General features: G+C 71.5%; 24 protein-coding genes. 10 read left to right on the forward strand and 14 right to left on the reverse strand.

Annotation, left to right across the window (positions count from 1 at the left end; translation table 11 throughout):
* Window positions 1-25: 25 nt before the first annotated feature.
* From ACWEVS_RS20025 to ACWEVS_RS20035, 3 genes are all read left to right on the forward strand, one after another.
* Window positions 26-1,315 carry a nicotinate phosphoribosyltransferase gene (locus ACWEVS_RS20025; RefSeq protein ID WP_452552729.1) on the forward strand — a complete coding sequence of 430 codons (1,290 nt, stop codon included), beginning with the start codon at window positions 26-28 and terminating at the stop codon, window positions 1,313-1,315.
* 67 nt (window positions 1,316-1,382) lie between these two features.
* Window positions 1,383-1,952, forward strand: a complete 570-nt coding sequence (locus tag ACWEVS_RS20030; RefSeq protein WP_354917376.1) for a nicotinamidase — start codon at window positions 1,383-1,385, stop codon at window positions 1,950-1,952.
* A gap of 122 nt (window positions 1,953-2,074) precedes the next feature.
* Window positions 2,075-2,599: a hypothetical protein gene (locus ACWEVS_RS20035; RefSeq protein WP_449926538.1), complete on the forward strand. Its 525-nt coding sequence runs from the start codon at window positions 2,075-2,077 to the stop codon at window positions 2,597-2,599.
* Window positions 2,600-2,722: 123 nt separating this feature from the next.
* Here the strand turns inward: ACWEVS_RS20035 and ACWEVS_RS20040 are convergent, their stop codons facing one another.
* The 6 genes from ACWEVS_RS20040 to ACWEVS_RS20065 all read right to left on the reverse strand — a co-directional run bounded on the left by ACWEVS_RS20040 (window position 2,723) and on the right by ACWEVS_RS20065 (window position 10,285).
* The gene (locus ACWEVS_RS20040) at window positions 2,723-4,474 is read right to left on the reverse strand and encodes a DEAD/DEAH box helicase (protein WP_354917369.1); all 1,752 of its coding nucleotides are present in this window, start codon (window positions 4,472-4,474) and stop codon (window positions 2,723-2,725) included.
* Between the two features lie 115 nt (window positions 4,475-4,589).
* Window positions 4,590-5,336, reverse strand: coding sequence for a hypothetical protein (locus ACWEVS_RS20045; protein ID WP_452416943.1), 747 nt, complete (start codon window positions 5,334-5,336; stop codon window positions 4,590-4,592).
* Between the two features lie 73 nt (window positions 5,337-5,409).
* On the reverse strand, window positions 5,410-6,693 hold the full coding sequence (locus ACWEVS_RS20050; protein WP_452552730.1) for an MFS transporter: 1,284 nt from the start codon (window positions 6,691-6,693) through the stop codon (window positions 5,410-5,412).
* A 135-nt stretch (window positions 6,694-6,828) separates the two neighbouring features.
* On the reverse strand, window positions 6,829-8,241 hold the full coding sequence (locus tag ACWEVS_RS20055; RefSeq protein ID WP_452552732.1) for a M43 family zinc metalloprotease: 1,413 nt from the start codon (window positions 8,239-8,241) through the stop codon (window positions 6,829-6,831).
* Window positions 8,242-8,351: 110 nt separating this feature from the next.
* Window positions 8,352-8,609, reverse strand: coding sequence for a DUF3039 domain-containing protein (locus ACWEVS_RS20060; protein ID WP_354917359.1), 258 nt, complete (start codon window positions 8,607-8,609; stop codon window positions 8,352-8,354).
* Window positions 8,610-8,704: 95 nt separating this feature from the next.
* A complete protein-coding gene (locus tag ACWEVS_RS20065) occupies window positions 8,705-10,285 on the reverse strand; it encodes an MFS transporter (RefSeq protein WP_452416939.1) in 1,581 nt (526 codons plus the stop codon).
* A 121-nt stretch (window positions 10,286-10,406) separates the two neighbouring features.
* On the opposite strand from ACWEVS_RS20065, the gene ACWEVS_RS20070 reads away from it, so the two are divergent.
* Window positions 10,407-11,030, forward strand: a complete 624-nt coding sequence (locus ACWEVS_RS20070) for a TetR family transcriptional regulator (RefSeq protein WP_449926554.1) — start codon at window positions 10,407-10,409, stop codon at window positions 11,028-11,030.
* Here the strand turns inward: ACWEVS_RS20070 and ACWEVS_RS20075 are convergent.
* Complete coding sequence (locus ACWEVS_RS20075) at window positions 11,027-11,605, reverse strand: YqgE/AlgH family protein (RefSeq protein ID WP_449926556.1); 579 nt, start codon at window positions 11,603-11,605, stop codon at window positions 11,027-11,029. The genes ACWEVS_RS20070 and ACWEVS_RS20075 overlap by 4 nt on opposite strands.
* A 120-nt stretch (window positions 11,606-11,725) precedes the next feature.
* On the opposite strand from ACWEVS_RS20075, the gene ACWEVS_RS20080 reads away from it, so the two are divergent.
* A complete protein-coding gene (locus ACWEVS_RS20080; protein WP_452552734.1) occupies window positions 11,726-12,565 on the forward strand; it encodes a hypothetical protein in 840 nt (279 codons plus the stop codon).
* A gap of 12 nt (window positions 12,566-12,577) precedes the next feature.
* Here ACWEVS_RS20080 and ACWEVS_RS20085 read toward each other — a convergent pair whose 3' ends face one another.
* Window positions 12,578-13,189, reverse strand: a complete 612-nt coding sequence (locus ACWEVS_RS20085) for a TetR/AcrR family transcriptional regulator (protein WP_449926562.1) — start codon at window positions 13,187-13,189, stop codon at window positions 12,578-12,580.
* A gap of 68 nt (window positions 13,190-13,257) precedes the next feature.
* Between ACWEVS_RS20085 and ACWEVS_RS20090 the strand changes: the two genes are divergently transcribed.
* Window positions 13,258-14,661, forward strand: coding sequence for an MFS transporter (locus ACWEVS_RS20090; RefSeq protein ID WP_452552736.1), 1,404 nt, complete (start codon window positions 13,258-13,260; stop codon window positions 14,659-14,661).
* Window positions 14,662-14,745: 84 nt separating this feature from the next.
* Here ACWEVS_RS20090 and ACWEVS_RS20095 read toward each other — a convergent pair whose 3' ends face one another.
* Window positions 14,746-16,155, reverse strand: a complete 1,410-nt coding sequence (locus tag ACWEVS_RS20095) for a malic enzyme-like NAD(P)-binding protein (RefSeq protein ID WP_449927074.1) — start codon at window positions 16,153-16,155, stop codon at window positions 14,746-14,748.
* Between the two features lie 186 nt (window positions 16,156-16,341).
* On the opposite strand from ACWEVS_RS20095, the gene ACWEVS_RS20100 reads away from it, so the two are divergent.
* Complete coding sequence (locus tag ACWEVS_RS20100) at window positions 16,342-17,499, forward strand: phosphatidylinositol-specific phospholipase C1-like protein (protein WP_452552737.1); 1,158 nt, start codon at window positions 16,342-16,344, stop codon at window positions 17,497-17,499.
* On the opposite strand, the gene ACWEVS_RS20105 is transcribed toward ACWEVS_RS20100, so the two are convergent.
* From ACWEVS_RS20105 to ACWEVS_RS20115, 3 genes are all read right to left on the reverse strand, one after another.
* A complete protein-coding gene (locus ACWEVS_RS20105; RefSeq protein ID WP_449926570.1) occupies window positions 17,474-18,103 on the reverse strand; it encodes a cytidylate kinase-like family protein in 630 nt (209 codons plus the stop codon). The genes ACWEVS_RS20100 and ACWEVS_RS20105 overlap by 26 nt on opposite strands.
* Before the next feature lie 9 nt (window positions 18,104-18,112).
* Window positions 18,113-19,045 carry a tetratricopeptide repeat protein gene (locus tag ACWEVS_RS20110; RefSeq protein WP_449926573.1) on the reverse strand — a complete coding sequence of 311 codons (933 nt, stop codon included), beginning with the start codon at window positions 19,043-19,045 and terminating at the stop codon, window positions 18,113-18,115.
* Window positions 19,046-19,164: 119 nt separating this feature from the next.
* A complete protein-coding gene (locus ACWEVS_RS20115) occupies window positions 19,165-19,665 on the reverse strand; it encodes a MarR family winged helix-turn-helix transcriptional regulator (RefSeq protein ID WP_354917329.1) in 501 nt (166 codons plus the stop codon).
* 217 nt (window positions 19,666-19,882) lie between these two features.
* Here ACWEVS_RS20115 and ACWEVS_RS20120 point away from each other — a divergent pair, with 217 nt between their 5' ends.
* Both ACWEVS_RS20120 and ACWEVS_RS20125 read left to right on the forward strand, forming a co-directional pair.
* The gene (locus ACWEVS_RS20120) at window positions 19,883-21,217 is read left to right on the forward strand and encodes a hypothetical protein (protein ID WP_449926577.1); all 1,335 of its coding nucleotides are present in this window, start codon (window positions 19,883-19,885) and stop codon (window positions 21,215-21,217) included.
* 39 nt (window positions 21,218-21,256) lie between these two features.
* The gene (locus ACWEVS_RS20125; protein WP_449926580.1) at window positions 21,257-21,907 is read left to right on the forward strand and encodes a DUF4230 domain-containing protein; all 651 of its coding nucleotides are present in this window, start codon (window positions 21,257-21,259) and stop codon (window positions 21,905-21,907) included.
* Here the strand turns inward: ACWEVS_RS20125 and ACWEVS_RS20130 are convergent.
* Entirely contained in the window at window positions 21,904-23,541 is a 1,638-nt protein-coding gene (locus ACWEVS_RS20130) for a DUF885 family protein (protein ID WP_452552739.1), read from the reverse strand. The two genes, ACWEVS_RS20125 and ACWEVS_RS20130, sit on opposite strands and share 4 nt — an antisense overlap.
* 170 nt (window positions 23,542-23,711) lie before the next feature.
* On the opposite strand from ACWEVS_RS20130, the gene ACWEVS_RS20135 reads away from it, so the two are divergent.
* Window positions 23,712-23,864, forward strand: a complete 153-nt coding sequence (locus tag ACWEVS_RS20135) for a hypothetical protein (protein ID WP_354917317.1) — start codon at window positions 23,712-23,714, stop codon at window positions 23,862-23,864.
* A gap of 126 nt (window positions 23,865-23,990) precedes the next feature.
* On the opposite strand, the gene ACWEVS_RS20140 is transcribed toward ACWEVS_RS20135, so the two are convergent.
* Window positions 23,991-25,181 carry an acetyl-CoA C-acetyltransferase gene (locus ACWEVS_RS20140; protein ID WP_354917314.1) on the reverse strand — a complete coding sequence of 397 codons (1,191 nt, stop codon included), beginning with the start codon at window positions 25,179-25,181 and terminating at the stop codon, window positions 23,991-23,993.
* Window positions 25,182-25,228 lie beyond the last annotated feature (47 nt).

A 25,228-nucleotide genomic window follows, 5' to 3' on the forward strand; every position in this document is an offset into this window, starting at 1 on the left:
CTATCTGGGCCGTAGTCTCGAACTCGTGAGTATGACCATGAGCACTGCGTTGCTTACAGATCACTATGAGCTGACGATGTTGCAGGCGGCCCTGCGGAGCGGGGCGGCGGGCCGGCGGGCGGTCTTCGAAGTGTTCGCCCGCCATTTGCCCGGAGGACGGCGGTATGGGGTGGTCGCCGGCACCGGCCGGGTGCTGGATGAGCTTGAGCACTTCCGTTTCGGTGAGGATGAACTCACCTTTCTCCGGGAGCACGGCATCGTGGACGAGCCGACTCTGGAGTTTCTCACCGATTACCGATTTTCCGGGAGCGTGTACGGCTACCGCGAGGGCGACCTCTACTTCCCGGGCTCGCCGATCATGGTCGTGGAGGGCACCTTCGCCGAGGCCGTCGTGCTCGAGACGCTCATCCTGTCCGTCCTGAACCACGACTGCGCGATCGCCTCCGCGGCCTCCCGCATGGCCAACGCGGCGGGCACCAGGCCGCTCATCGAGATGGGCTCCCGCCGTACGCACGAGCGGGCCGCGGTCGCCGCCGCGCGCGCGGCCTACATCGCCGGGTTCTCCTCGACGTCGAACCTGATGGCGGGGCGCGAATACGGCATCCCGACCAGGGGCACGGCCGCGCACGCCTTCACCCTGCTGCACGACAGCGAGCGGGCCGCCTTCGCGGCCCAGATCGCCTCGCTCGGCAAGGGCACGACGCTGCTGGTCGACACCTATGACGTCGCCGAGGCCGTGCGGACGGCGGTGGAGCTGGCGGGCACCGACCTCGGCGCGGTCCGCATCGACTCCGGCGACCTGGCGGCGGCCGCGCAGGAGGTGCGCGAGCAGCTCGACGCGCTCGGCGCCTTCAAGACCCGCATCCTGGTCACCTCCGACCTCGACGAGTACGCCATCGCGGCGCTCGCCGCGGCGCCCGTCGACGGCTACGGCGTGGGCACCTCGCTCGTGACGGGCTCGGGCGTGCCCACGGCCGCGCTCGTCTACAAGATGGTGTCCAGGGAGACGGCCGAGGGGACGCTGGAGCCCGTCGCCAAGCGGTCGGTCGGCAAGCCGTCGCGCGGCGGGCGCAAGCACGCCTTCCGCCTGCTCGACGAGCGCGGGCACTACGAGACCGAGCTGGTGACCACCTCCGGCTCGATACCGGAAGACGGCATCGCGCTGTTGCACCAGCTGGTGCGCGACGGCGAGATCGTCGGCAGGGAGCCGTTGGACGCGGCGCGCGACCGGCACCGCGGGGCCGTCGCGCGGCTGCCGCTGGAGGCACTGCACCTCGGCAGGGGGTACGCGGCGATCCCGACCGAGTTCGCCTGAGCCCCCTGATCCGGACAGGCCCCCGCCGCCCGGGCAGAAGCGGCACGTCGTGAGTAGGCTCGATAGTGTGAGCACCGCATTGATCATCGTGGACGTGCAGAACGACTTCTGCGAGGGCGGCAGCCTTCCGGTGCAGGGTGGCGCCGCAGTCGCCAAGGCGATCAGCGAGCACGTCGCAGCGCATCGTTACGACCACGTGGTGGCCACGCGCGACTACCACGTCGACCCCGGGGTCCACTTCGCGGACGAGCCCAACTACGCCACCACCTGGCCCCCGCACTGCGTCGCGGGCACGAGTGGCGCCGACTTCCACCCCAGCTTCGACACCTCGAAGGTGGAGGAGGTCTTCAGCAAGGGCGCGGGCGCGGCGGCCTACAGCGGTTTCGAGGGCGCCTCCGAGTCGGGTGTCCCGCTGGCCACGTGGCTGGCCGAGCGCGGCGTGCACGCGGTCGACGTCGTCGGCATCGCCACCGACCACTGCGTGCGCGCCACGGCGCTCGACGCGGTCGAGCACGGGCTGGCGGTGCGGGTGCTGCTGGGCCTGACGGCGGGCGTGTCCAGGAACACCACGCAGGCGGCGCTGGGACAGCTGAAGGACGCGGGCGCCGTGCTGAGCGGCGCCCCGATGGTCAGCTGACGCCACGCCGGGTAGACAGCGCGCAACCGCCCGATGATGTGATAGTCAAGGCGATGAGAACTCTCCGCTGCCGCGCTACTACGGAGAGCTAGCAAGCTCACCCGACGCGTAGAGGACGTCCCATGCTGTCCATCGCTCTCGGCCTCGCCTGGCTCGTGCTGTCGCCGCTGTGCCTGTGGATCGTCTTCCGCGGCCGCGTCACGGCCAGGATCGGCGCCCTGCTCACGCTGGCCGCGCTGGAGGGGGCGACGGTGGTGCTGAGCCCCGGCCACGAGGTTTCCGACGTCGTCGCGCACGACGTCCCCGCTCCCCCGCGGCCGATCGCGGCGCAGTGCCCGGCGCGGGCGCCCGTCCCGCAGACGGCACGGCTGGCCAGGGACCACCAGCGCCTGGAGCTGTTCTGGTCGGCGCGGCCCGACGAGTGCCAGACCGCCAAGGTCGTCCTGCGCCCGAAGGGAGGCCAGTTGCGGGTCTGGGTGCACGAAGGTCCCTGGGACAGCCGGCCCAAGGGGGCGCGCACCGTCCCCGTCCACGTCGCGGGCGACACGGCATGGCTGCGGATGGCCATCGAGGTGCCGCAGCGCACCCGCTACCAGCCGGTCGACGGGCGCACCGGACGCGACATCGCCGATCGGCAGGATCCCTGACGCCCTCCCGGCAGGCTCCGCGCAGCGCGTCCGTACGGCCGCGCCACGGACTCCTCGCCGTCAGCGCCACGACGACGAAGCGGCCACCAGGTGCACCCTGGTGGCCGCTTCGTCGTCAGCGGGTCAGCGGGATCGTTGCGTCGCCCACTGGCGGATCTTGTCGATGCGCTCCTGCACCTGCTCGCCCGTCGCCTGCGCGATCGGCGGACCGCCGCACGAGCGGCGCAGCTCGGAGTGGATCACCCCGTGGGGCTGCCCGGTGCGGTGGTTCCAGGCACCCACCAGGCCGTTGAGCTCCTTGCGCAGCTCGGCCAGCCGCTCGTGGGGCGACAGCTCCGGCTCGGCGGGCTTGGCCGCGCGCCGCTTGGCGGCCTGCTGGTCGGCCTGGCGCTTGCGCAGCAGCGAGGCGACCTGGTCGGGCTCCAGCAGCCCCGGCAGGCCGAGGAAGTCCTCCTCCTCGGCCGAGCCGACCGCGGCGCCCGTGCCGAACTCGCCGCCGTCGAACAGCACCCGGTCGAAGGTCGCCGAGGTCTCCATCGTCTCGAACGGCAGCTCGTCGCCGAGGACGTCGGGGCTGTCCTTCCTGCGGTTGGCGTCGTCGAGCAGGCTGTCGTCGAGGCCGTCCTCCGGCGGGCGCTTGTTGAGGACGTGGTCGCGCTCGACCTCCATCTCGTTGGCCAGCCCCATGAGGGTCGGCACCGAGGGCAGGAAGACCGAGGCGGTCTCGCCGCGCTTGCGGGCCCGGACGAAGCGTCCGACCGCCTGGGCGAAGAACAGCGGGGTGGAGGTCGAGGTGGCGTAGACGCCGACGCACAGGCGCGGGATGTCGACGCCCTCGGAGACCATGCGGACGGCGACCAGCCAGCGGTCCTGGGAGGCGGCGAACTGCTTGATCTTCTTGGACGCGCCTGGGTCGTCGGAGAGCACGACCGTGGCGCCCTCGCCGGTGATGTTGCGCAGGTGGCGGGCGTAGGCGCGGGCCGCCTCATGGTCGGTGGCGATGACCAGGCCGCCCGCGTCGGGCACGCCGCGCCGTACCTCGGTCAGGCGGCGGTCGGCGGCCTGCATGACCTGCCGGATCCAGTCGCCCTTCGGGTCGAGGGCGGCCCGCCAGGCCTGGGAGAGCTGGTCCTTGGTCAGCGGGGTGCCGAGCGTGGCGGCGATCTCGTCGCCCGCGCGGGTGCGCCACTTCATCTCGCCCGAGTAGGCCAGGAAGATGACGGGGCGGACGACGCCGTCGGCCAGGGCGGGGCCGTAGCCGTAGGAGTAGTCGGAGACGCTGCGTTTGAAGCCCTCGGCGTCGTCGGCGTACTCGACGAAGGGGATCGGGCTGTCGTCGGAGCGGAACGGCGTGCCGGTCAGGTGCAGGCGCCGGGTGGCGGGCTCGAAGGCCTCACGGATGCCGTCGCCCCACGACTTGGCGTCACCTGCGTGGTGGACCTCGTCGAAGATGACGAGGGTCTTGCGCGCCTCGGTGCGGGCCCGGTGGAGCGCGGGGTGCATGGCGACCTGGGCGTAGGTGACCGCGACACCGGTGTAGTCGCGGGAGGTGGTGCCCTGGCTGTTCTTGAACTCGGGGTCGATCGCGATGCCGACCCGCCCGGCGGCGTCGGCCCACTGACGCTTCAGGTGCTCGGTCGGCGTGACGATGGTGATCGCCCTGATCACGTTCTGCGCGAGCAGTTCGCTGGCGATGCGCAGCGCGTAGGTCGTCTTGCCCGCCCCCGGGGTCGCCACGGTCATGAAGTCCCGTGGCTCGCGTCTGAAATAGAGGTCGAAGGCCTCCTGCTGCCACGCGCGCAGCTTGGTCGCCGTGCCCCATGCGGCCCGGTCGGGATAGGAGGGCGACAGGTGGGATGCCGCGAACGTACTCACGCCATCACCTCTGGGACTCGTGTGCTTCGCTCTCTCACAGTGACCCAAGGGTAATCGGGGGCACCGACAGGACGTGCCGTGCTAAGGGGATCCTGGCCAAGCTCACCTCTGCGTGCTAGGGGGTTTGTCGCACGCTCGTCATCACCGCGTCGAGCGCGTGCCTGCTGGCGGTTTCGTCGGGTTGTAGCAGGCCGACGACGACCACGCTGCTGCCCGGCTTCGTGAGAAGCATCACTCGAAGATACGCCGGTCGGTTCACCACGTCCTTGTACTCCGCGCGCAGCGAACGCGTGTGCCCATCGTACGGGCCGACGGTGATGCGCCGGTCATCGACGACGGTCACCGTGTCGCCGTGCAGCAGCAGGCGCGCGTAGAGCGTGGCCGCCTCGGCGGTCGCCTTCGCCGCGGGAGCCAGGGCCGACCCGGCGGCGGCGGGCGGGTCGCTGGGCCGCGCCATCACCAGCGCCCCGCCCGCCGAGCGCGCGGCCGACGTGAAGCCCGTCACCGGCGGCAGGGGGTCCTGCCGCCACCCCTCGGGCAGCGGGATCGCGACGCCGGCCGCCGCGTCGACCAGCCGCGCCGCCGGCGCCTGTTCGGGTACGGTCTGCCGCAGCGCCATCACGACGAGCCCGGTCCCCAGCCCGCCCGCGACCGCCAGCGCGAGCACCGCCCCCACCCTGGAACGCCACCGGCCGACGGCCCTCCGCGGCGCGGCGGGGGCGCCGTACAGGCGGGCCGACGGCGGCAGCGACTCGGGCCGCGGCTCCGGGTCCGATCGCCGCGCCGTGCGCCTGAGCTGAGGGTTCCAGGGCGGCTCCGGGTCGCGGGAGCCGGGGGGCCACACCCGGCGATCGTCGTCCATGGCGCCGTCTTACCACTCCTTCGCGCGGCCATCAGCGGATTCGTGATCGCTGGGGCGCGAGGGGGAAATGAGTTCAGGCCCTGATCCTGGGGGCGACGGTCAGGGCCGTCAGCGCGACGGCGCCCATGAGGAGCGCGATCACCACGAAGCCGGTGCTGATCTCGGCGGGCGCGTGGCCGATCAGGTTGATCAGCGCGCCGCCGACGCCGATGGCCAGCGCGGAGCCGAGGGTGTCCATGACCTGCAGGGCCGCGGAGTTCTTGCCCTGCTCGGCCTCCGGCGACTGCCGCATCATGGTCACGCTGACCGTGGTGACGGAGATGCCCATGCCGAGGCCGGCCATGATCCAGGCGGGCACAGCGATCCAGCCGCTGAAGGCGGGCAGCGCCGTCAGCATCGTGGCCAGCACGCCGAGCAGGACCGCCACGGCGCCGGTACGCAGCAGCTTCTCCGGCGGGAAGGCGCGCTTGCTCTGCAGGTAGGAGCCGGCCGACCAGCCGAGAGCGCCCGTGGTGAGCGCGATGCCCGCCTGGGCGGTGCCGAAGTGCTGGACCTGGGTGAGGACGAGCGGGATGAAGGAGTTGACGCCGAAGAAGGCCGCGGAGTACATGCCGCGCAGCATGATCGTGGTGGGCAGTGCGCGGGCCAGCCTGAGCGCGCCCGGCGGCAGCAGCCTCGGCAGCCCGAACGCCAGCAGGCCCGCGCCGCCCAGGGTCGCCAGCGCGCCGATGACGGCGGACCTGTGCATCTGGTCGACGCCGAACAGCAGCACTCCCGCGCCCGCCGCGGTGGCCCCGGCCGACAGGATCCGCAGCGCCGCGCCCGAGCCGGACTCGGCGCCGTCGTGGACGCTCTGCCTGAGCGCCGGCAGCAGCATGACCAGCGCGGGCACGACCAGCGGGCAGATGCCGTAGAAGACCCAGCGCCAGCCGACGGAGTCTGCCACCAGCCCCGCGACCGCGGGGCCCACCATCGCGGGCACCACCCACGCGGCCGAGAGCCCCGCGAAGACCCTGGGCCTGACCTCCGGCGGGTAGACACGGGCGATCATGACGTAGATGGCGACGATGGCGGCGCCGCCACCCAGCCCCTGCACCACCCTGGCCAGGACGAACAGCTCCTTGGTGGTCGCCGCGCCGGCCAGCGCCATGCCGACGACGAAGAGCGCGACACCGGCCACGAACGGCAGCGCGTGGCCCTTGCGGTCCGACCACAGCCCGGCCACGACGTTGGCGAACAGCCCCGCGATGAGGAAGGCGGAGAAGCTCATGCCGTACAGGTCGAGGGCGTCGAGCTCGCGTGAGATCGCGGGCATCACGACGCCGACGGACATCCCCTCGAAGGCGACGAGAGTCACGCAGAGCAGGATGCCGATGGTCGCCGTGCGGTACTCAGGACCGAAGATACGAGGAGGTGCGTATGGAGTGTCGAGACTCTTCGGTGCTGTCACCCCAACATCCTAGTTGCACCGGAATCACACCTTGTCGCCGCCTCAGCGGCCCCTGACGGGGGTGACCTTCCTCGGCTTGATGCGCACCGGCCTGCCCGCCATCGGCCCGTCGGGCAGGACGTCCATCATGACCGGCACGATCGGGAAGTCTTCGGAGTCAGGGCCGGGCTGAGCCGGGGAGCCGGCAGGCGCGCCGCCCGCGGCCGCCGTACCGGGCTGGGCTCCCTGCTGGGCGCCCCCGGAAGCCGGAGCCCCCTGTTGGGCGCCCGCGGAAGCAGGGGCGGGCTGCTGGCCCGAGGGAGCCGCGGCGGGCGCCTGGGATCCCGCGGCGGCCGGTGCGGGTTGCTGGCCCCCTGAAGCGGGGGCGGGCTGCGGGGAGCCCGCCGAGGCCGGGGCCGGTTGCTGCCCCACGGCGGCCGGCGCCGGTTGCTGGCCCACGACTGCGGGCGGAGCAGGCTGCTGGGCGCCCGTGGCAGCCGGGGCCGGCTGGGCGGCAGTCCCGGCCGGGGTGACGGCCTGGGAGCCGGCCTGCGCCGGGGCGAGCTGGGCGCCCGCCGAGGCCGCCTCCGACCGCAGCGCCCGGTAGGCCGCCCACATCTCGTGCATGCGGACCGCCTGTCCCTGGGTGAACTCCGTCATGCACCCGTCATAGCTGTAGTCCATGTAGTTGTGGATCGGGTCGAGACCCGGCTGGGCGCAGGTGTCCTTGCCCTCGGGGCAGCCCGCGGTCGGCTGCGCCTGCGGCGGCGTGTCGTCCACTCCGTCGCCGGTCCCCGTGCAGCCGTTCTCGAAGGTGTGGAACAGCCCGAGCCAGTGCCCGATCTCGTGGACGGCGGTGCGCCCGCCGTTGAAGTTGGCCAGCGAGCCGCCCGGCAGGCTGCGCCAGTCGACCACGACGCCGTCGGTGCGCGGCATGGTCTGGTACCAGAACGGATAGGTCGAGTAGCCGAGCATCAGGGGGGTGAGCTGGCCGATGTACAGGTTGAGCGTGTCGGACCCGCCCCGCCGGAGCTCCGTCTTGATCGCCGTGTCGTTGGCCAGCGGGTTGGCGAACCACTGCGGCCGGTTCGTGATGGTCACGCCGTCGAGACGGAAGCGTATGCCGGTGTCGGCGCCGCCGTACGAGCCCGCGTAGGCCGCGTTGATGATGGCCACCTGGCCGGCGACCGCCTCGTCGGTGGGCCGCAGGTTGCCGTCGGTCAGCACGTGCACCCACAGCGGCACGGTGACCGAGGCCGCCGGACCCGCCGACCGCCCGCGCAGCCGCTCCTGAAGGTCGGCGAGCACGTCATCGACGGGTTCGTGGTGGTCGGGCTCGGCGCGGCCACCCGCGGCATGCCCGTGGGCGTCCTGTATGGCGGGCCGGCAGCCCTCAGGTGTGGTCGCGGAGGCTTCCGCGGGTGGTACGGCGACGTGCCCGACAGCGAGCAGGCACATCAGAGCAGCGGCAGACACGCGCCGAGCCATGCAATCCCCCGATACGGCATGAGCTGGTCAACATCGCGACCTTAGCTGCACCGTGGGGCGATCACCCGTGATCGACACTCACTATTTGTTACTGCTTGTTACTGCTTGTTGTCGTCCCCGTCTCCGCCCTTGGGGAGACCCCCATAGATTTCCTTGCATTCAGGGCAGACGGGGTACTTCTTGGGGTCGCGGCTGGGCACCCATACCTTGCCGCACAGGGCGCGGATCGGCGTGCCGGTCACCATGCTTTCGGTGATCTTGTGCTTGTCGGCGTAGTGGGCGAACCGCTCGTGGTCGCCGTCGCCATGCGAGAGCCGCGGCGTGGTTTCCTGCTCAGGAAGGATCTTCGTGCTCACGCCAACGAGTCTATGCGGATCCGGGGCCCGTCCAGGAAAAGGCCCGGCTCCCGCCGCTCGGGGTCGGGAGCCGGGCTTTCGCGCACGGTGTGTCGTCAGCCGACGTGGACGGGCGCGCCCTCGGTCGACTGGCTGCCGCGCTTGACGAACAGCGCCAGGATCGCGGTGAGGATGGCGACGCAGGTGCTCACCAGGAAGGCCAGGTGCATGCCGTCCATGAACGAGCTGTGGACGGCGTTGGTGATCACCTGGGCGACCTGGTCCGGCAGGCCCTGGGTGGGTGCCGTGCCGAAGGCGGCCGCCTGCTCCAGCAGGTGCATCTTGTCCGCCGGGATGTCCTTGGCGACCGGGCCGAGGTAGCCGGGCAGCCTGTCGGCGATCTCGCCGGCCATGACCGCGCCGAGGATCGCGGTGCCGAGCGCGCCGCCGACCTGCATGGCCGACTGCTGCACGCCACCGGCCACACCGGCGTACTGGGGTTCGACGTTGCCCACGATGATCTCGGTGGCGCCGACGAAGACCGGGGAGAGGCCGAAGGCCAGCACCAGGAACGGGATGCCGCTCTCGACGAAGGAGGCGTCGACACCCAGGCGGGACATCAGGAACATCGCCAGAGCGGTGATCACCAGACCGGCCGCCATCGTGATCTTCGGACCCAGCTTGCCGATCGCCATGCCCGCCAGCGGCGAGGCGATGATCATGCCGGCGCTCATCGGGAGCATCCGCAGGCCGGCCTCGAGCGGCGTCAGGCCGTGCACGCCCTGGAAGAAGAAGCCCAGGAAGAACATGGCGCCGAACATCGCGAAGGCGACCATCATCATCAGGCCGACACCGATGGAGACCGAGGGGTTCTTGAAGATCGACAGCGGCACCAGCGGCTGGCGCGCCATGGCCTGCCATGCGATGAACAGCCCCGCCAGCACCGCGAAGCCGATCAGGAAGCCGATGGTCTTGATGTCGCCCCAGCCCCACTCGGGAGCCTTGATGATCGACCAGACCAGCGCGAACATCGCCCCGGACAGCAGCACCACGCCCAGCCAGTCGACCTTCGACATCAGCTGGGACCTGTTCTCCTTGATGATCACCACGCCCATGATCAGCGCCAGCAGGCCGACGGGGCCGTTGATGAAGAACACCGACTGCCAGCTGACGTTCTCCACCAGCAGGCCGCCCACGATCGGGCCCGCCGCGCTGGACAGGCCGATGATGGCACCCCACGCGCCCATCGCCTGGTTCAGCTTCGGCCCCGGGAAGGCGCCGCGGAGCAGGGCGAGCGCGGCCGGCTGCAGCAGCGCGCCGAACAGGCCCTGGAGCACACGGAAGAAGATCAGCGCGGTGATCGAGCCGGTGAAGCCGATCGCCAGGGACGTCACGGTGAAGCCCGCGACACCGATCAGGAAGATCCGCTTGTGGCCGAAGAGGTCACCCAGCTTGCCCGCGGTGATCAGGAAGACCGCCAGCGCCAGCAGGTAGCCGCTGGTCACCCACTGCAGGTCGGACAGGGACGCGCGCAGTTCCGCGCCGATCACCGGGTTGGCGATGCCGACCACGGTGCCGTCGAGCATCACCATGATCACACCCAGCGACACCGCCAGAAGCGTCAGCCATGGACTGCCCTTCGCACCTCCCTCCGCCTCTGACGGCGTCGGCGCCGCCACCGTCTTGGCTTGAGCCATGGGAGCCCCCTCAGTACGGACGAATCGTTAGCCCGAGTAATTTATGACACAGACTGACAAATGACAAATGGTTTTGTTTGCCAGCGCCTGACTTATGGCACACTGTGACAGGGAGGTTGCCATGGGCCTACGAGAACGCAAAAAGGAGAAGACGCGCCTGGCGATCATCGACGCGGCGGTCGACCTGTTCCTCGAACAAGGATACGAGGCGACCACCGTCGAGCAGATCGCGGGTGCGGTCGAGATCTCGGCTCGCACGTTCTTCCGCTACTTCACCAGCAAGGAGCACGTCGTCCTGTGGTTCCACGACCACAGCGAAGGGATCGTCAGCGAGGCGCTCGCGTGCCGTCCCGGTGATGAGCCCCCCTTCGTCTCGCTCCTGCAGGCGCTGCGGGTCATGTTGCACGAGTTCACCGGGGCAACGTCCGAGGACACCGCGAGGTTCCTGAAGATGCGGCAGCTCATGCAGGCCAACCCCGCACTCGCGGGCAAGAGCGTGGCCCGCGGGGTCGAGACCGAGCGGCGGCTGGCCGTCGAGATCGCCAGGCGCCAGGGCCGCGACGCCGAGACCGACCAGCTCCCCCACCTGGTCGTCGCCTACGCCATGGCGACGGTACGCGTCGGCTTCGAGTGCCCGCGCCCCCAGGAGATCGAGAACGACCTGCCGGCGATGTTCGAGCGCGTGGAGGAGGCGCTCGTCCTCGCCGAGCGGAGCTTCCGGCCCGGCTGGGACCTGGGCGGCTAGTTCAGGGTCGGATCGTCGGGGTGGGTGGCGACGAAGGCCAGCTCGCCGCGCTGCCTGCGCAGAACGGTCCGCCACAGGCCACTGGGATCGGCGTTGAAGGTGTCGCCCGCCTCCGAGTCGACGACGTACCACGCGCCTTCGGCGATCTCGCTCTCCAGCTGGCCCGACGTCCAGCCCGCGTAGCCCGCGAAGATCCGCATCTGGGCGATCTCGCCCGCCAGGATCTCCGGCGGCGCGTCCAGGTCGACGGTGCCGAGCCTGGCCACCGACGGCGTGCCGGCGTGGAGCCGCCGCCAGCCCAGGGGCTCCTCCCCGCTGGGCACCGCGGCCAGCGCAAGCGCGCTGTCGGTCTGCACGGGACCACCCTCGAACAGGACGGCGGGCCCGCTCACCAGGGTGTCCCAGACCGGCAGCACCTGGGTGACGGCGATCTCGCTCGGCCGGTTCAGCACGACGCCGAGGGTGCCGCCGTCGACGTCGTGTTCGAGGATCAGCACCACGCTGCGCCGGAAGTTGGGGTCGTCGAGCAGTGGCGTCGCCACCAACAGCCCGCCGACGTAGATCGCCTCCGCCATGCCTCCATCATGACCGGTGTACACGGCATCTCGCGCCCCCAGGTTCGCGATGTTACGGAGCGCATACATATGGGCACTGTAGGTAGCAAAGATCGCTTTCTCGTGTGCTCAGGAGGAGCCATGACCGCCGGACGCCGACTCGCCCTTCTCGTGGCGGCCGCACCGCTCGGGGCGACCCTCCTGCTGCCGTCGGCCGCCTCCGCGTGGAAGGCGGAGGAGGGCGAGCCGTTCACCATGTCGCTGCGCAGGACCTCCTGCGACACGAACATGGCCGCCGTGGTCCTGAGGAGCACCAGCGACCACCCGTCGGGGTACGCCGTCGCGAAGGACGACCGGCTGGTGGAGCAGGGCACGCTGCGGCCGCACAGGAGCACGACGGTCTACGTGCCGGTGCCGCGCGGCCGTTCGGCGGGGCTCGAGGTCAGCTACACCGCCGACGGCCAGGACGGCAAGGTGGTCGACACGCGGCGCCTGTTCAACGGCTGCCCCCAGCACGGCGACCAGGGCCGCGGACAGGGCGGCGAACACGGCGGCGACCACGGCCAGGCCCGCTGGGCGCTGTTCGGCGACGACGACGGGCCCGGAGGGCTCTGGGGTGACCGCGACAAGCCCCTGGGCGGCTGGGGCGCCGACGGTCCCTGGTCGAACGGGGGCGACGACAGGCCCGGCGCGTGGGACGGCGACGGGCCAGGCGCGGACGGGGACGACGACGGCCGCCTGGCGGGGTGGGGACAGGACTGGGGCCACGGCCGCTGGGCGAACTGGCATGACCGCGACGGGCGCCTGCCGCACACCGGGCCGCCCGCGGACCTGCTGGGCAAGCTGGCGACCGGGGCCGGGCTGGTGGTGATGGGCGCGATCGTGTGGTGGTACGGCTCCATCTGGCCGCGCCAGACGCCTGACGGGCCGCTGGTCACCACTCTCACGCCGCGCCGCCGCCACCCGGACCCCGAGCGGTAGGGCGCCGGGAGCTCACCGGACGAAGGCGCCCGCCCTCGCGGCGGCGAGGGCCGCCCTGACCGCCCGCTCGGCCACCCGCTCGTCCACCGGCTCGCGGGTGACCAGCAGCCGGTAGTAGATCGGGGCCGAGACCGCCCGCACCACGTCCATCCCGTCGGTCCCCTCGGGCAGCTCCCCCCTGGCCACGGCCAGGTCGACCACCGCCGCCCACTCCCGCACCCGCCGCAGGTAGAACTCCCGCAACGCGACCTCCGCCTGCTCGTCGCAGGTGGCTGCGGCGATCACGGCCTGCAGTGTCGCCCCCAGCCGCTCGTCGGTGACCGCGCCCAGCACGCCGGTCGCGTTCGCCATCAGGTCGCCCTCCACCGACCCCGTGTCCGCGTGCGGCGCCGACTGGTCGGCCAGCTCCGTCATGAGGTCGATCACCAGCCCCGCCGGCCCGCCCCAGCGCCGGTAGACGGTGGTCTTGCCGACGCCCGCCCGGGCCGCCACCTGGTCCATGGCCAGTCCGTGGAAGCCCCGCTCCACCAGCTCGTCCTGGGTGGCCTCCAGCACCGCGGCGCGCACCCTCGCCGTACGGCCGCCGGGCCGTACCGTTCCCGCCAAATGGGTCTGCTGTTCCATTAAAGCCTCCCATCGTGCTACTGTCTGTCTCATCTTAAAGGAACTTGCGACCCATTAAGGGGCTGTCCATGACCGCGTTGGACGTGTCCGCGCCCACCACCACCATGACGGGCCGGCAGAAACTGACCCTGACCCTCCTGCTCGGCGCCCAGTTCATGCTCGCCGTCGACTTCTCGATCCTGAACGTCGCCCTGCCCGTCATCGGCCAGGGCCTGGATTTCGCGCTGTCGGAGCTGCAGTGGATCGCCACCGCCTTCGCCCTGGCCGCCGCCGGCTTCACGCTGCTGTTCGGCCGCATCGCGGACCTGTTCGGCAGGCGCCGGCTCTTCCTGGCCGGCATGGCGCTGCTCGGCGTGTCGTCCCTGGCCGGCGGGCTGGCCACCTCGCCCGGCATGCTGCTGGTCGCCAGGGTCGCCCAGGGCCTGGCCACCGCGATCGTGACCCCCGCCGGCCTGTCGCTGCTGACCACCTCCTTCCCTGAGGGATCCCTGCGCGACCGGGCGCTCGGCCTGAACGGCGCGCTGATGTCGGCGGGCTTCACCTCGGGCGCCGTCCTGGGCGGCCTGCTGACCGATCTGCTGAGCTGGCGGTGGGCCTTCTTCGTCAACGTGCCGGTCGCGCTCGCCGTCCTGGTCGCGGCGCCCGCCGTCCTGGCCGAGAGCCGGCACGAGCGGCGGCCGGCGATGGACGTCCTCGGCGCGGTGACCGTGACCACGGGACTGCTCGCGCTGGTCTTCGGCCTCACCCAGGCCGGCGAGTACGGCTTCGCCGCGCCGGTCGCGCTCGGCGCGCTCGCCGCCGGGGCGGTGCTGCTGGTGGCGTTCTGGTTCGCCGAACGCAGGGCCGTCGCACCTCTCGTGCCCGTCGCCGTCCTCAAGCGGCCGAGCGTCAAGTGGGGCAACCTGGCCGGGCTGATCGCCTTCGCCACCGAGACGTCGCTGGTCTTCCTCATGACGCTCTACCTGCAGAAGGTGCTCGGTTACTCGGCGCTGGCCACGGGGCTCGCGTTCGGCGTGCTCGGCCTGGGCACGGTCGTGGGCGGCGTCGGCGCTTCCCGCGTCATCGCCCGCCTCGGCAGCCGCGCCACGCTGATCGCCGGCTTCGCCGTCCAGGCCGCCGCGACGGCCGCGCTGGCGCTGCTCGGCACCTCGCCTGGGTGGATCTGGCTGCTGCTGGTGGCCACCTTCATCGGCGGTGTCGGCAACATGCTGGCGATCGTCGGCTTCATGGTGACCGCCACCTCGGGCCTGCCGGACTCCGAGCAGGGCCTGGCCACCGGCCTGGCCACGATGACGCAGCAGGTGGGGATCACGATGGGCATCCCGGTCATGAGCGCGGTCGTCACGGCGGCGATGGCGACGGGGGCCGACGTGCTGGGCGGGGTGCGGACCGCCGTTCTGGTCAACGCGGCGCTCGTCGTGCTGGGCGCCCTGGTGAGCGCCGTGCTGCGCCCGAAGCCCACCACGGAGTGACCGCCGCGCGACGCGACAGTGGCCGCTCTCCCTGACCAGTCGGGTCCGGGAGAGCGGCCACTGTCGCGAAGGGAGCCGCGCGGGTCAGGCCTCGGTGAAGCCGCGCGCCCGGCCACCGGCCGACTCGCGGACGGCCGCGGCGACGGCGGTCGAGACGTCGGGGTGGAAGACGCTGGGGATGATGTAGTTGGGGCCGAGTTCCTCCGGCGTCACCACCGCGGCCAGCGCGCCCGCCGCCGCCAGCAGCATCTGCTGGGTGACCTCCTTGGCCTGGGCGTCGAGCAGGCCGCGGAACACGCCGGGGAAGGCCAGCACGTTGTTGATCTGGTTGGGGTAGTCGGAGCGCCCCGTGGCCACGACGGCCGCGTGCTCGCGCGCGTCGTCGGGCGAGACCTCGGGCTCGGGGTTGGCCAGGGCGAACACCACCGCGTTCGGGGCCATGGTGGCGATGTCGTCGCCGTTGAGGATGCCGGGAGCCGACACGCCCACGAAGACGTCGGCGCCCTTGACCGCGCCGCGCAGGTCGCCGGAGTAGCCCTCGGCGTTGGTGTGCTCGGCGATCCAGCGCAGGGAGTCGTCGAGGTCGTCGCGGCCCTGGTGGACGGCGCCGAGATAGTCGCAGACGACCACGTTGCGCGCGCCCGCGGCCAGCAGCAGGCGCAGGACGGCGGTGCCGGCGGCGCCCGCGCCCGCCATCGTGATGCGCACGTCCTCGAGGCGCTTGTCGACGACGCGCAGGGCGTTGGTCAGCGCGGCCAGCACGCAGATGGCGGTGCCGTGCTGGTCGTCGTGGAAGACGGGGATGTCGAGCAGGTCGCGCAGGCGGGCCTCGACCTCGAAGCAGCGCGGCGCGGAGATGTCCTCCAGGTTGATGCCGCCGAAGCCGGGCGCGATGGCGCGGACGATGGAGACGATCTCGTCGACGTCCTGCGTGTCGAGGCAGATCGGCCAGGCGTCGATGCCCGCGAACCGTTTGAACAGCGCCGCCTTGCCCTCCATGACGGGCAGTGCGGCGGCGGGGCCGATGTTGCCGAGGCCGAGCACGGCCGAGCCGTCGGTGACGACCGCCACGCTGTTGCGCTTGATGGTGAGGCGGCGGGCGTCCTCGGGGTTGCGGGCGATGGCCATGGAGACGCGGGCGACGCCCGGCGTGTACGCCATGGACAGCTCGTCGCGGTTGCGCAGCGGCACCTTCGACTTCATCTCGATCTTGCCGCCGAGGTGCATGAGGAAGGTGCGGTCGGAGACCTTGTGGATGACGACGCCCTCGACCGCCTCCAGCTGGTCGACGATCTGCTGGGCGTGGTCGGTGTCCCTGGCCGCGCAGGTGACGTCGATGCGCAGCTTCTCATGACCCGCGTTGGTGACGTCGAGCGCGGTCACCACGCCACCCGCCGACTCTACGGCGTGGGTCAGCTGGCTGACCGCCTTGCCTCCGGCGGGCACCTCGAGCCGCACGGTGATGGAGTAGGACACGCTCGGGACGGTGGCCACGTCTATCGCTCCTTTGCGCCTGACCAAGGATGCATCCATGGTGCCACCTCCCACGAGTCCTCTCGACAGCCACCTTTACGGGCGTGTTTACGGACATTTCCGAAAAGGGAGAACTCTTTCTTGATCGGGTGTTCACCGCCTCCGGCGACCGTCGGAGGCGCCCCCACGAACCCCTCGAGGAGCCGCATGCCCCGCCTCACCGCCCTGCTCGCCGCGACCGCGCTGGCCGTCCTCACCTCGGCGGCACCGGCCGTCGGCACCACCGGCAGGTCCGACGTCAGGATCAACCAGATCCAGACGATCGCCACCCACAACAGCTACCACCGCGAGCTGACCGACGCCGAGAAGGACGTCCAGCGCAGGACCGACGCCAACTGGTGGAACCTGCAGTACTCCCATCCGGCCATCCCGCACCAGTTCGGCACGCAGCGGGTGCGCGGGATCGAACTCGACGTCTTCCCCGACCCGCAGGGCGGCCTCTACACCAAGCCGCTGGTGCGCAGGGACGCCGGGCTGCCGCCGCTGCAGGACCCGGGCCTGGCCGCGCCGGGCTTCAAGGTGCTGCACTGGGCCGACCACGACTACGCCACCAACTGCTCGACGCTGGTGGCCTGCCTGCGCCAGGTGCGCGACTGGTCGGACGCCAACCCGGGCCACGTCCCGCTGACCATCCTGACCGAGCTCAAGCGCACCGACCCGGCCAAGGAGGCCATGGGCGGCGCCAAGAGCCCCACCTGGGACGCGGCCCTGCTCGACGCCCTCGACGCGGAGATCCGCGGCGTCTTCTCCGACGACCGGCTCATCACCGCCGACGACCTGCGCATGCCCGGCCTCTCGCTGGAGCAGAGCGTGCTGAAGTACGGCTGGCCGCGCCTGGAGTCCGCGCGCGGCAAGGTGATGTTCTTCATGGACAACTCAGGGGCCGACGTCCAGACGCCCTACCTGACCGGCCACCCCAACCTGGAGGGCAGGGTGCTGTTCACCAACTCCAGGCCGGGCCGTCCCGACGCCGCCTTCATCGGCTGGAACGACCCGCTGGGCGCCAACACCGCCCAGATCCAGGACTTCGTGCGGCGCGGCTACTACGTCCGCACCCGCTCGGACGTGCCGTTCACCGAGGCCAGGTCGGGCGACACCACCCGGCTGAAGGCGGCGCTCGACAGCGGCGCCCAGATGATCAGCACCGACTTCCCCGTCGTCGGCCTGTCGGCGCGCAACGGCAGCGACTACGTGGCCGAGTTGCCCGGCGGCGCGACCGCGCGCTGCAACCCGGTCAGCGCGGAGCGCGGCTGCCGCGACCACACGCTGGAGCCTCGCCTCAGGACAGCGCCTCAGCAGCCGTGACGACGAGCTCGACACAGACCCGCACCGGGATCGTGGTGCTGTCGATGACGAGCTGGTAGTGCTGCGGATCGGCCGGGTCGGCCCGGTAGAAATGCCGGACATATGCCGACCTGGCCCGATCGTTGTCCTCGACCACCCTGCGCGCCTCGCGCTCGGACACCTCCGCGAGCGCCGCCGTCTGCAGCACCCGCCTGCGCAGCGGCGCGTCGAGGCGCACGTGCAGGGCGCCCGGATGGTCGGCCAGCACCAGCGCGCCCGCACGGCCGAGGAACACCCCGCCCGTGGCCCGCGCCGTCTCCTTGATCATGCGTTCGGTGCGGTTGACGAACTCCTCAGGCGCCAGGGGCATCGAGCCCGGCAGGTACATGTCGACTCCCCCGAAGGTGACCGTCGGCAGCCGCATCGCCCCTGAGAGCAGCCGTCCGAGGCCGTGTTCCGCCCTGTCGTCGTGGACCAGCGCCTCTTCCAGGGAGCAGCCGAGCTCCTGGGCCACGGCGCTGGGAATCGCCCGGTCGACGAAGGGGACGCCAAGGCGCTCGGCGACGGCCGGGCCGATGACGCTCCCAGCCGTGCCGTATGTCGCCGAAATGGTGACGACCCGCATGGCTCCAGGCTAGAACAGCGCGCTCGAAAGCGCCCTACGTCCTTTCACCAGAGCCGGGTCGTCGCCGGGCAGCGCCTCGAACAGACCGAGCAGGTGCTTGCGCACGGTGTCGCGCTCCTCGCCCGAGGTGCGCTTGACCACCCCGACCAGTCTGCTGAAGGCCTCGTCGACGTTGCCCGCGAGCATCTCGAGGTCGGCGGCGAGCAGCTGCGCCTCGATGTCGGCGGGATCCTGCATGCGGCGCTGCACCTCGGCGGGGTCGACCCCGGCGGTGCGCTTGATGAGGCCCACACCGGCCAGGCCCATCCGGGCGTCCTCGTCGCCGGGCGAGCGGGCCAGCAGGCGCTCGTAGGCGTCGGCGGCCGCGTCGAGGTCGCCCTCGTCGATGGCCTTCTCGGCGGCCGCGAGGTCGGGGTCGAGGGGCGCCGCCTCGGGCGCGGGAGCGCCGTCCTCGACGGCGGACGGCCTGGCGTCCGGGTTGGCCTGGTAGAACTGCTCGACCGCGCCCATCAGCTCGTCGAGCCAGCGGCGTACCTCGGGCTCGGGCAGCACCTGCTGGAACCCGGTCACCGCCTGGCCCTGGAAGATGGCCAGCACGGTCGGCACGGCCTGCACGCGCAGCGCCTGGGCGACCTGCGGGCTGGTGTCGACGTTGACCTTGGCCAGCGTGACCCTGCCGCCGAAGTCGGAGACGACCTTCTCCAGAACGGGGGTGAGCTGGGCGCTGCCGGGGGCGCGCGGAGACCACAGGTCGAGGATGACGGGCACGCTCATCGACCGGTCGATGACGTCGGTCGTGAACGTCTCGTCGGTGACGTCGACCACCGAGGCAGCCGCCTGGGGACCCGCGGCCTCCCGCCGGGCCTGTGCCTCGAGTGCCTGCTTCCTGGCGCCCAGATCCACCGCTCCGTAGAGCGATCCGGGCCGAGAGATGTCCGCCATGCTCCTCATCTTGCCGCATCTTGGTGACTGAAGGCGCAGGAGCCCGCCACGAGCCGGGCCCGCGGCCCTCTGAGGCCGAGCCGCGGGAGCCCGCAACCGGCCGCGGGCGGGCGCGACCCTCAGCCGCCGAAGTCGCCCGAGGCCACCCTGAGCGTGCGGAGCAGGTCGAACATCTCGCGTAGTTCGTCCTCGCCGTACATGGTCATGCCGAAGTCAGCGTTCATCAGGTCGCCGGTCGCGGCGGCCACGATCTCCCTCCCCTTGTCGGTGATCTCGGCGAGGACCCCGCGGCCGTCGCGCGGATTGCGCAGACGAACGACCAGACCCGCCTTCTCCAGGCGATCGACGGTGTTGGTGACGCTGGTGGGATGCACCATCAGGCGCTCACCGATCTTGGACAGCGGGAGGGCGCCGGTTCTGCTGAAGGTCAACAACACGAGCGCTTCGTATCTGGCGAAGGTCAAGTCATACGGCTTGAGGAGCGAGTCCAGTTGCGACAGCAGGATCTGGTGCGCTCTCATGATCGAAGTGACCGCGGCCATGGCGGAGGACGGCCCGAAGTGAACGCGCCAGGTCTCAGCAGCGCGCTCGATCGGATCGAACGGCAGGTTGAGCGACACACCGTTACGTTAGCGTGCCCTCGTCCTGGTTCGTATGATTACTCAGCGCAACCAGATTCACCGCTTGACCAAGAACCCGGGCGCTAATCATCACGCTCAGTTATGGTTCTCGCACGAAACGGTGACGCGGAGCCCAGGGGACGGCCATGAGCCGGTGTTCCGCGGTCGCTGATGGGGCACGGGGGGTGCTTGATGTATTTCAGCGGGGGGTTTCGCCGTGCGTGAGCACGCCGGCGTCACGCGCGAGGAACTGAAGCAGAGCGCGGCCGTCACGACGGCCGTGCTCTTGGCGCTGGGCCTGGTGGCCGCCTGGAGCGTCCTGATCCCGGGCGTCGACGCGTGGGAGAACATCGTGGTCGCGGTGATCGGGTCGCTGAAGCTGACCGGTCCCGTGGCGGCCGCGTTCGCAGCGTGGGTGGCCGTGCGCAAGCGGCGCGCGCTGCGGGGCAGGACCGTGTCGACGTGGATCGCGCTGAAGGCGCCGCTGGCCATCGTGGTCGTGGTGGTGGGCTCGTTCGCGGCCACCGTGCTGGTGCTGGCGGTCAAGACGGTGCTGACCGAGCAGGCCGGGCGGCTCAACCTGGCGGGCCTGGGCATGGGCATGGCGGGGCTGGCGCTCTACGCCGTCATCGGCTGGGTGGCCGGCTGGCTCGTGCCGCGGGCGATGACGCCACTGGCGGCGGGGCTGGGCTGCTACGCGCTGTTCACCTGGCTGGCCGACGGCAAGACGTGGGTCGACAAGCTCGCTCCCGGCACCGGCGAGCCGTACGACCTGTTCCAGGGCCTGGCCGCCGCCGCCTTCCTCGACCAGACGCTGTGGCTGCTCGGCGTCGCACTGGCCCTGCTGCTCGGCTGGGCCGCGGTGGTGACCAGGCAGGCCCTGGTACTGGCCTTCGCGCTGATGGCGGTCCTCGCCGCGGGGACCGGGGTGGCCAGGCTGGTGACCGAGCCCAAGGCGGCCAGCGCGCTGCCCCTGGTCTACAGCTGTCAGGAGTGGCCGATCACGGTGTGCCTGCACCCCGGCATGCGGGGCGGGCTGACCGAGGTGGGCGACACGTTCACCAAGATCGCTTCGAAGCTGTCGGGCACTCCCGCCGCCTTCACCAGGGTCGAGCAGCGGCCGCTGGGCGAGAGCCTGCGCGCCTCGACGGGCATCGTGCCGATCCACGTGCCCGACCTGTCGACGGGCTTCGCCGACCAGGCCGCCTACGACTTCGTCGAGAGCCTGGCCGCCGACTGCTCGGGCACGACCGCCGACGGCTACCGGGAGATCGTGACGGCGTGGCTGCGCGGCGAGCCGCTGCCCGGCGGGCCGCTGCCGCAGCACCAGTACGCCGCGGCGTGGTTCTCCGGCCTGAGCGAGCACCAGCGCCGCGAGTGGCTGCGCATGTTCTACACCGACTTCCAGTCGTGCCAGCTGTCGGCCAGGCACTTCGGCGGCGGGCCTGCGCTCGCCTCGCCCGTCCCCAGCGTCAGCCAGAGCTATCCGGTCTATCCCACCTCGAGCGGCGCGAGCCAGGGTCCGGAGATGTCACCGCAGAGCTGGCGTTGATCATGTAGACACTGGTTGTATGAGGGCAGTGGTGTCTGCATGAATGTTCAGACGGCGGCCACGCGCAGGCGATGGCGATACGTGGCGGGACTGCTGGTGCTGGCGGTCCTGGTGGTGGTGGGCGCCCGGCTGGCCTGGACCTGGCTCAACCCCTTCGACGAGCGGACCGTGGACCGCAGCCAGCCGGTGCTGCTGCAGTCCATCCACGATCTGTCCAGGTTCGAGGCGGCCACCGGGTCCTTCCAGGTCGTCGTCGACCTGGAGAAGGACGCCCCGTTCCTGCCCGACGCGGTCAAGGGCTCGCGCACGCTGTTCGTCGGCGCCGGCAACGTCGACGCCTACGTCGACTTCGGGTCGCTGGCCAAGGACGCGGTGACCGTCAACGCCGACCGCACCGAGGTCACCGTACGCCTGCCCGCCGCCCAGCTGGAGAAGCCCAACCTCGACAACAGGCGCTCCTACGTCTTCGCCCACCAGCGCGGGCTGATCGACAGGGTGCAGGGCTTCCTGTCGTCGTCGCCGGACAACCAGCAGGAGCTGTACGTCCTGGCCGAGAAGAAGATCTCCGAGGCCGCGGTCGCCAGCGACCTGCGGACCCGCGCCGACGCCAACACCAAGGCGATGCTGGAGGGGCTGCTGAAGTCGCTCGGCTTCAGCAAGGTGACGGTGACCTCGACGGCCGCCTCCTAGCCCCGCTCCGCCAGGCGGTCGGCCTCCTCGAGGTGGTCGGTGAGGCCGAGCAGCTCCCAGCGCTGGAGGGCGAGCGGCACGTTGCCCTCCAGCCAGAGCCGGTCATGGAAGGCGCCGAGGTCGAACGCCTCGCCCCGGCGGCGCGACGCGGTGGCCAGCAGGTCGAGCACCTGCAGCTTGCCGATCTGGTAGCTCAGCCCCTGTCCCGGGTTGCCGGAGAAGAACACCGCCTCCTCCCACGCCGTCGCCCGGTCCATCGGCACCGCCTCGGCCAGCACGTCCGCCGCCTGGTCCAGCGTCAGGTCGCCGAGCGCGAGGGCGATGTCCACCTCGACGCGCAGCGCCCGCAACCGCATGGCGTTGGCCACGAACACGGCGCTGTGCGGGGCGTCGTCGAACAGCCCCGACTGCAGCATCAGCTCCTCGTGGTAGAAGGCGATGCCCTCGTTGGCCGCCGAGTCGTAGTAGCGGCGCCGTACGGGATCAGGGTGCCGCCACGACAGCGCCAGCTGCTGGGCGTGCACGCCCTCGTGGGCGAGCTGGGCGCGCGGGTCGCGGGCGGCGGCCAGCTCGAAGTACGGCAGGCCCGGCCGGGGCGGCTCGACATACCTGACGGCGTCGGCGTCGGGACTCGACTCGACACCGATCTCGTGCGGGACGCCGAGCCACGCCAGCGGCGCCAGGTGGGCGGGCATCTCGGCGAAGCGGTAGTGGCGCAGGGTGGCGGGCTGGCCCAGCAGTCCCCTGTCCACGTAGAAGGCGCGCAGCGCGAGCTCGTCGGCCGCCTCCCGGGTGACGAGGGCCGCGGCGTCGGCCGGGAGGACGGCATCGGGGGCGTCGCGGTGGCGGTGCCGCAGCGTCGCCTCCATCGCCACCGCCCTGTCCCATTCCTGGCGCCCCATGGCGCACAGCCGCTCGGCCCCGTACGGCAGCAGCGCCACCCTGTGGAGGAAGAAGGCCAGCCCCTCGGGCCCGACGGCCGTCTCGTCGGCGAACGACGACATCCGCTCGTCCAGCCACGCGGCGAAGCCGTCGAGCGCCCGCACGGCCGCCTCCGTCGCCTCCCCCAGCCCCTCGTCGGACGGCAGCAGCGGCGCGAGGGCCGACATCGCGGTGCGCAGGGCCGTCCCCGCGCCGTCGAGCAGCGTCATCGCCGAGCGGGCGAACGGCGCGGCGGCGTGGCCCTCCAGGTTCTCGCGGCCCTGGGCGAGCACCGAGGGGATCGCGCCCAGCACCGTGACGATCGAGGCGGCCCGCTCGGCGGTGAACGGCGGCGGGGGCAGCAGCCGGTTGTAGACGGCCACCAGGGCCTGGTCGACGTAGAAGCAGGGGTTGCGCCGCCACGAGCGCAGCACGTCCAGCTCCCACCGCACCCTGGCCAGCGCCGAGCCCAGCAGCCTGGCGTCGACCCTGACCTCGACGGGCGCTTCGGCCAGGTCGAGCGCGCGCAGCTCGGCGTCGAAGGCGCGCCACGCCTCCCGCCTGGCAGCCACCGCGGCGGCCGACCAGTCGGGGACCCAGCCGGGCGGACGCTCCACCCTGGTGATGTCGTCGGAGGTGTCGGGAGCGGTCGCCATCCGCCACTCCCACAAGCGCTCCGCCAGCTCCCCGAGCACGCCGCCCGCGTCCGCCATCCCGCACCTACCTCCCGATCCCCGCATGCCTAGGCATCGCTCACCCCGCCTTAGGCGTCCTGTGCCGCTACCTCAGGCAGGACATAGGGCATCCGTCCGATGTGGCGGGGCGGGCCTTAGCCCGAATCTAGAGAGTGTCAGGGAAAAACACGACATCACGGGAGACCCGGATGAACCCCGAAATCAACTACGAGATCATGCGGAGCCGGATCGGCGAGCTCCACACCGTGGCCGCGGAGGAGCGGCTGGCGAGGCAGGCGCGCAGGTCGCCGCATGCCGAGCGCCGGCACCGCTCGCTCTTCGCCCGCCTCCGCGCCGCATGATCCCCGTCCGACAGCCCGGCCGCCATCACCTCTGCGGCCGGGCTTTCTCGTCGTCCTGACCGATCCGTTTCCTGACCGATCCGCTTCTGGCCGATCCGTTCCCTGACCGATCCGCTTTCTGGCCGATCAGCCGTTCTGCGGCACGCGGATGATGAGGGCGTCGCCCTGGCCGCCGCCTCCGCACAGCCCCGCCGCGCCGAGCCCGCCGCCGCGCCGCTTCAGCTCGTGCGCCAGCGTCAGCACGATCCGCGCGCCCGAGGCGCCGATCGGGTGCCCCAGCGCGATGCCGCCGCCGTTGACGTTCACCTTCTCGTACGGCAGGCCGAGCTCCTTGGCCGACTGGATCACCACGCTGGCGAACGCCTCGTTGATCTCCACCAGGTCGAGGTCGTCCACCGACAGCCCCTGCTTGGCGAGCGCGTGCTTGATCGCGTTGGCCGGCTGCGACTGCAGCGAGGCGTCGGGCCCGGCGACGTTGCCGTGGCGGCCGATCTCGGCCAGCCAGGGCAGCCCCAGCTCCTCCGCCTTCGCCCTGGACATGACGACCACGGCGCACGCGCCGTCGGAGATCTGCGAGGCGGACCCGGCGGTGATGGTCCCGTCGGCGGCGAAGGCGGGCCGCAGCTTGGCCAGCGTCTCCACGGTCGTGTCGCCGCGCACGCCCTCGTCGTCCTTGACGACCACGGGCTCGCCGCGCCGCTGGGGGATCTCGACGGGGACGATCTCGTCGTCGAACACGCCGTTCTTGATGGCGGCGGCGGCCAGCTGGTGGGAGCGGGCCGAGAACTCGTCCTGCTCGGCCCTGCCGATGCCGAGCCCGGCGTTGTAGCGCTCGGTCGACTCGCCCATGGCGCACTGGTCGAAGGCGCAGAACAGGCCGTCGTGCGCCATCGAGTCGACGATCTGCGAGCCGCCGTACTTGACGCCCTTGCGCAGGGCGGGCAGCAGGTGCGGGGCGTTGGTCATGGACTCCATGCCGCCCGCGACGACGATGTCGAACTCGCCCGCGCGGATCAGCTGGTCGGCCATCGCGATGGCGTCCAGGCCCGACAGGCAGACCTTGTTGATGGTCACCGACGGCACGGTCATCGGGATGCCGGCCTTGACCGCGGCCTGGCGAGAGGGGATCTGCCCGGCGCCGGCCTGCAGCACCTGGCCCATGATGACGTACTCGACCTGCTCGGGGGAGACTCCGGCGCGCTCGAGCGCGGCCTTGATCGCCAGACCGCCCAGGTCGACGGCCTGCTGGCCGGACAGGGCGCCGAGCAGGCGTCCAATGGGAGTGCGAGCTCCGGCGACGATGACGGAACCAGACATGGCAGCGGGCCTCCTGTGCACGCGAGGGGACGTTTGACACGATACCC

The sequence above is a fragment of the Nonomuraea sp. NPDC003754 genome, from assembly GCF_053605785.1.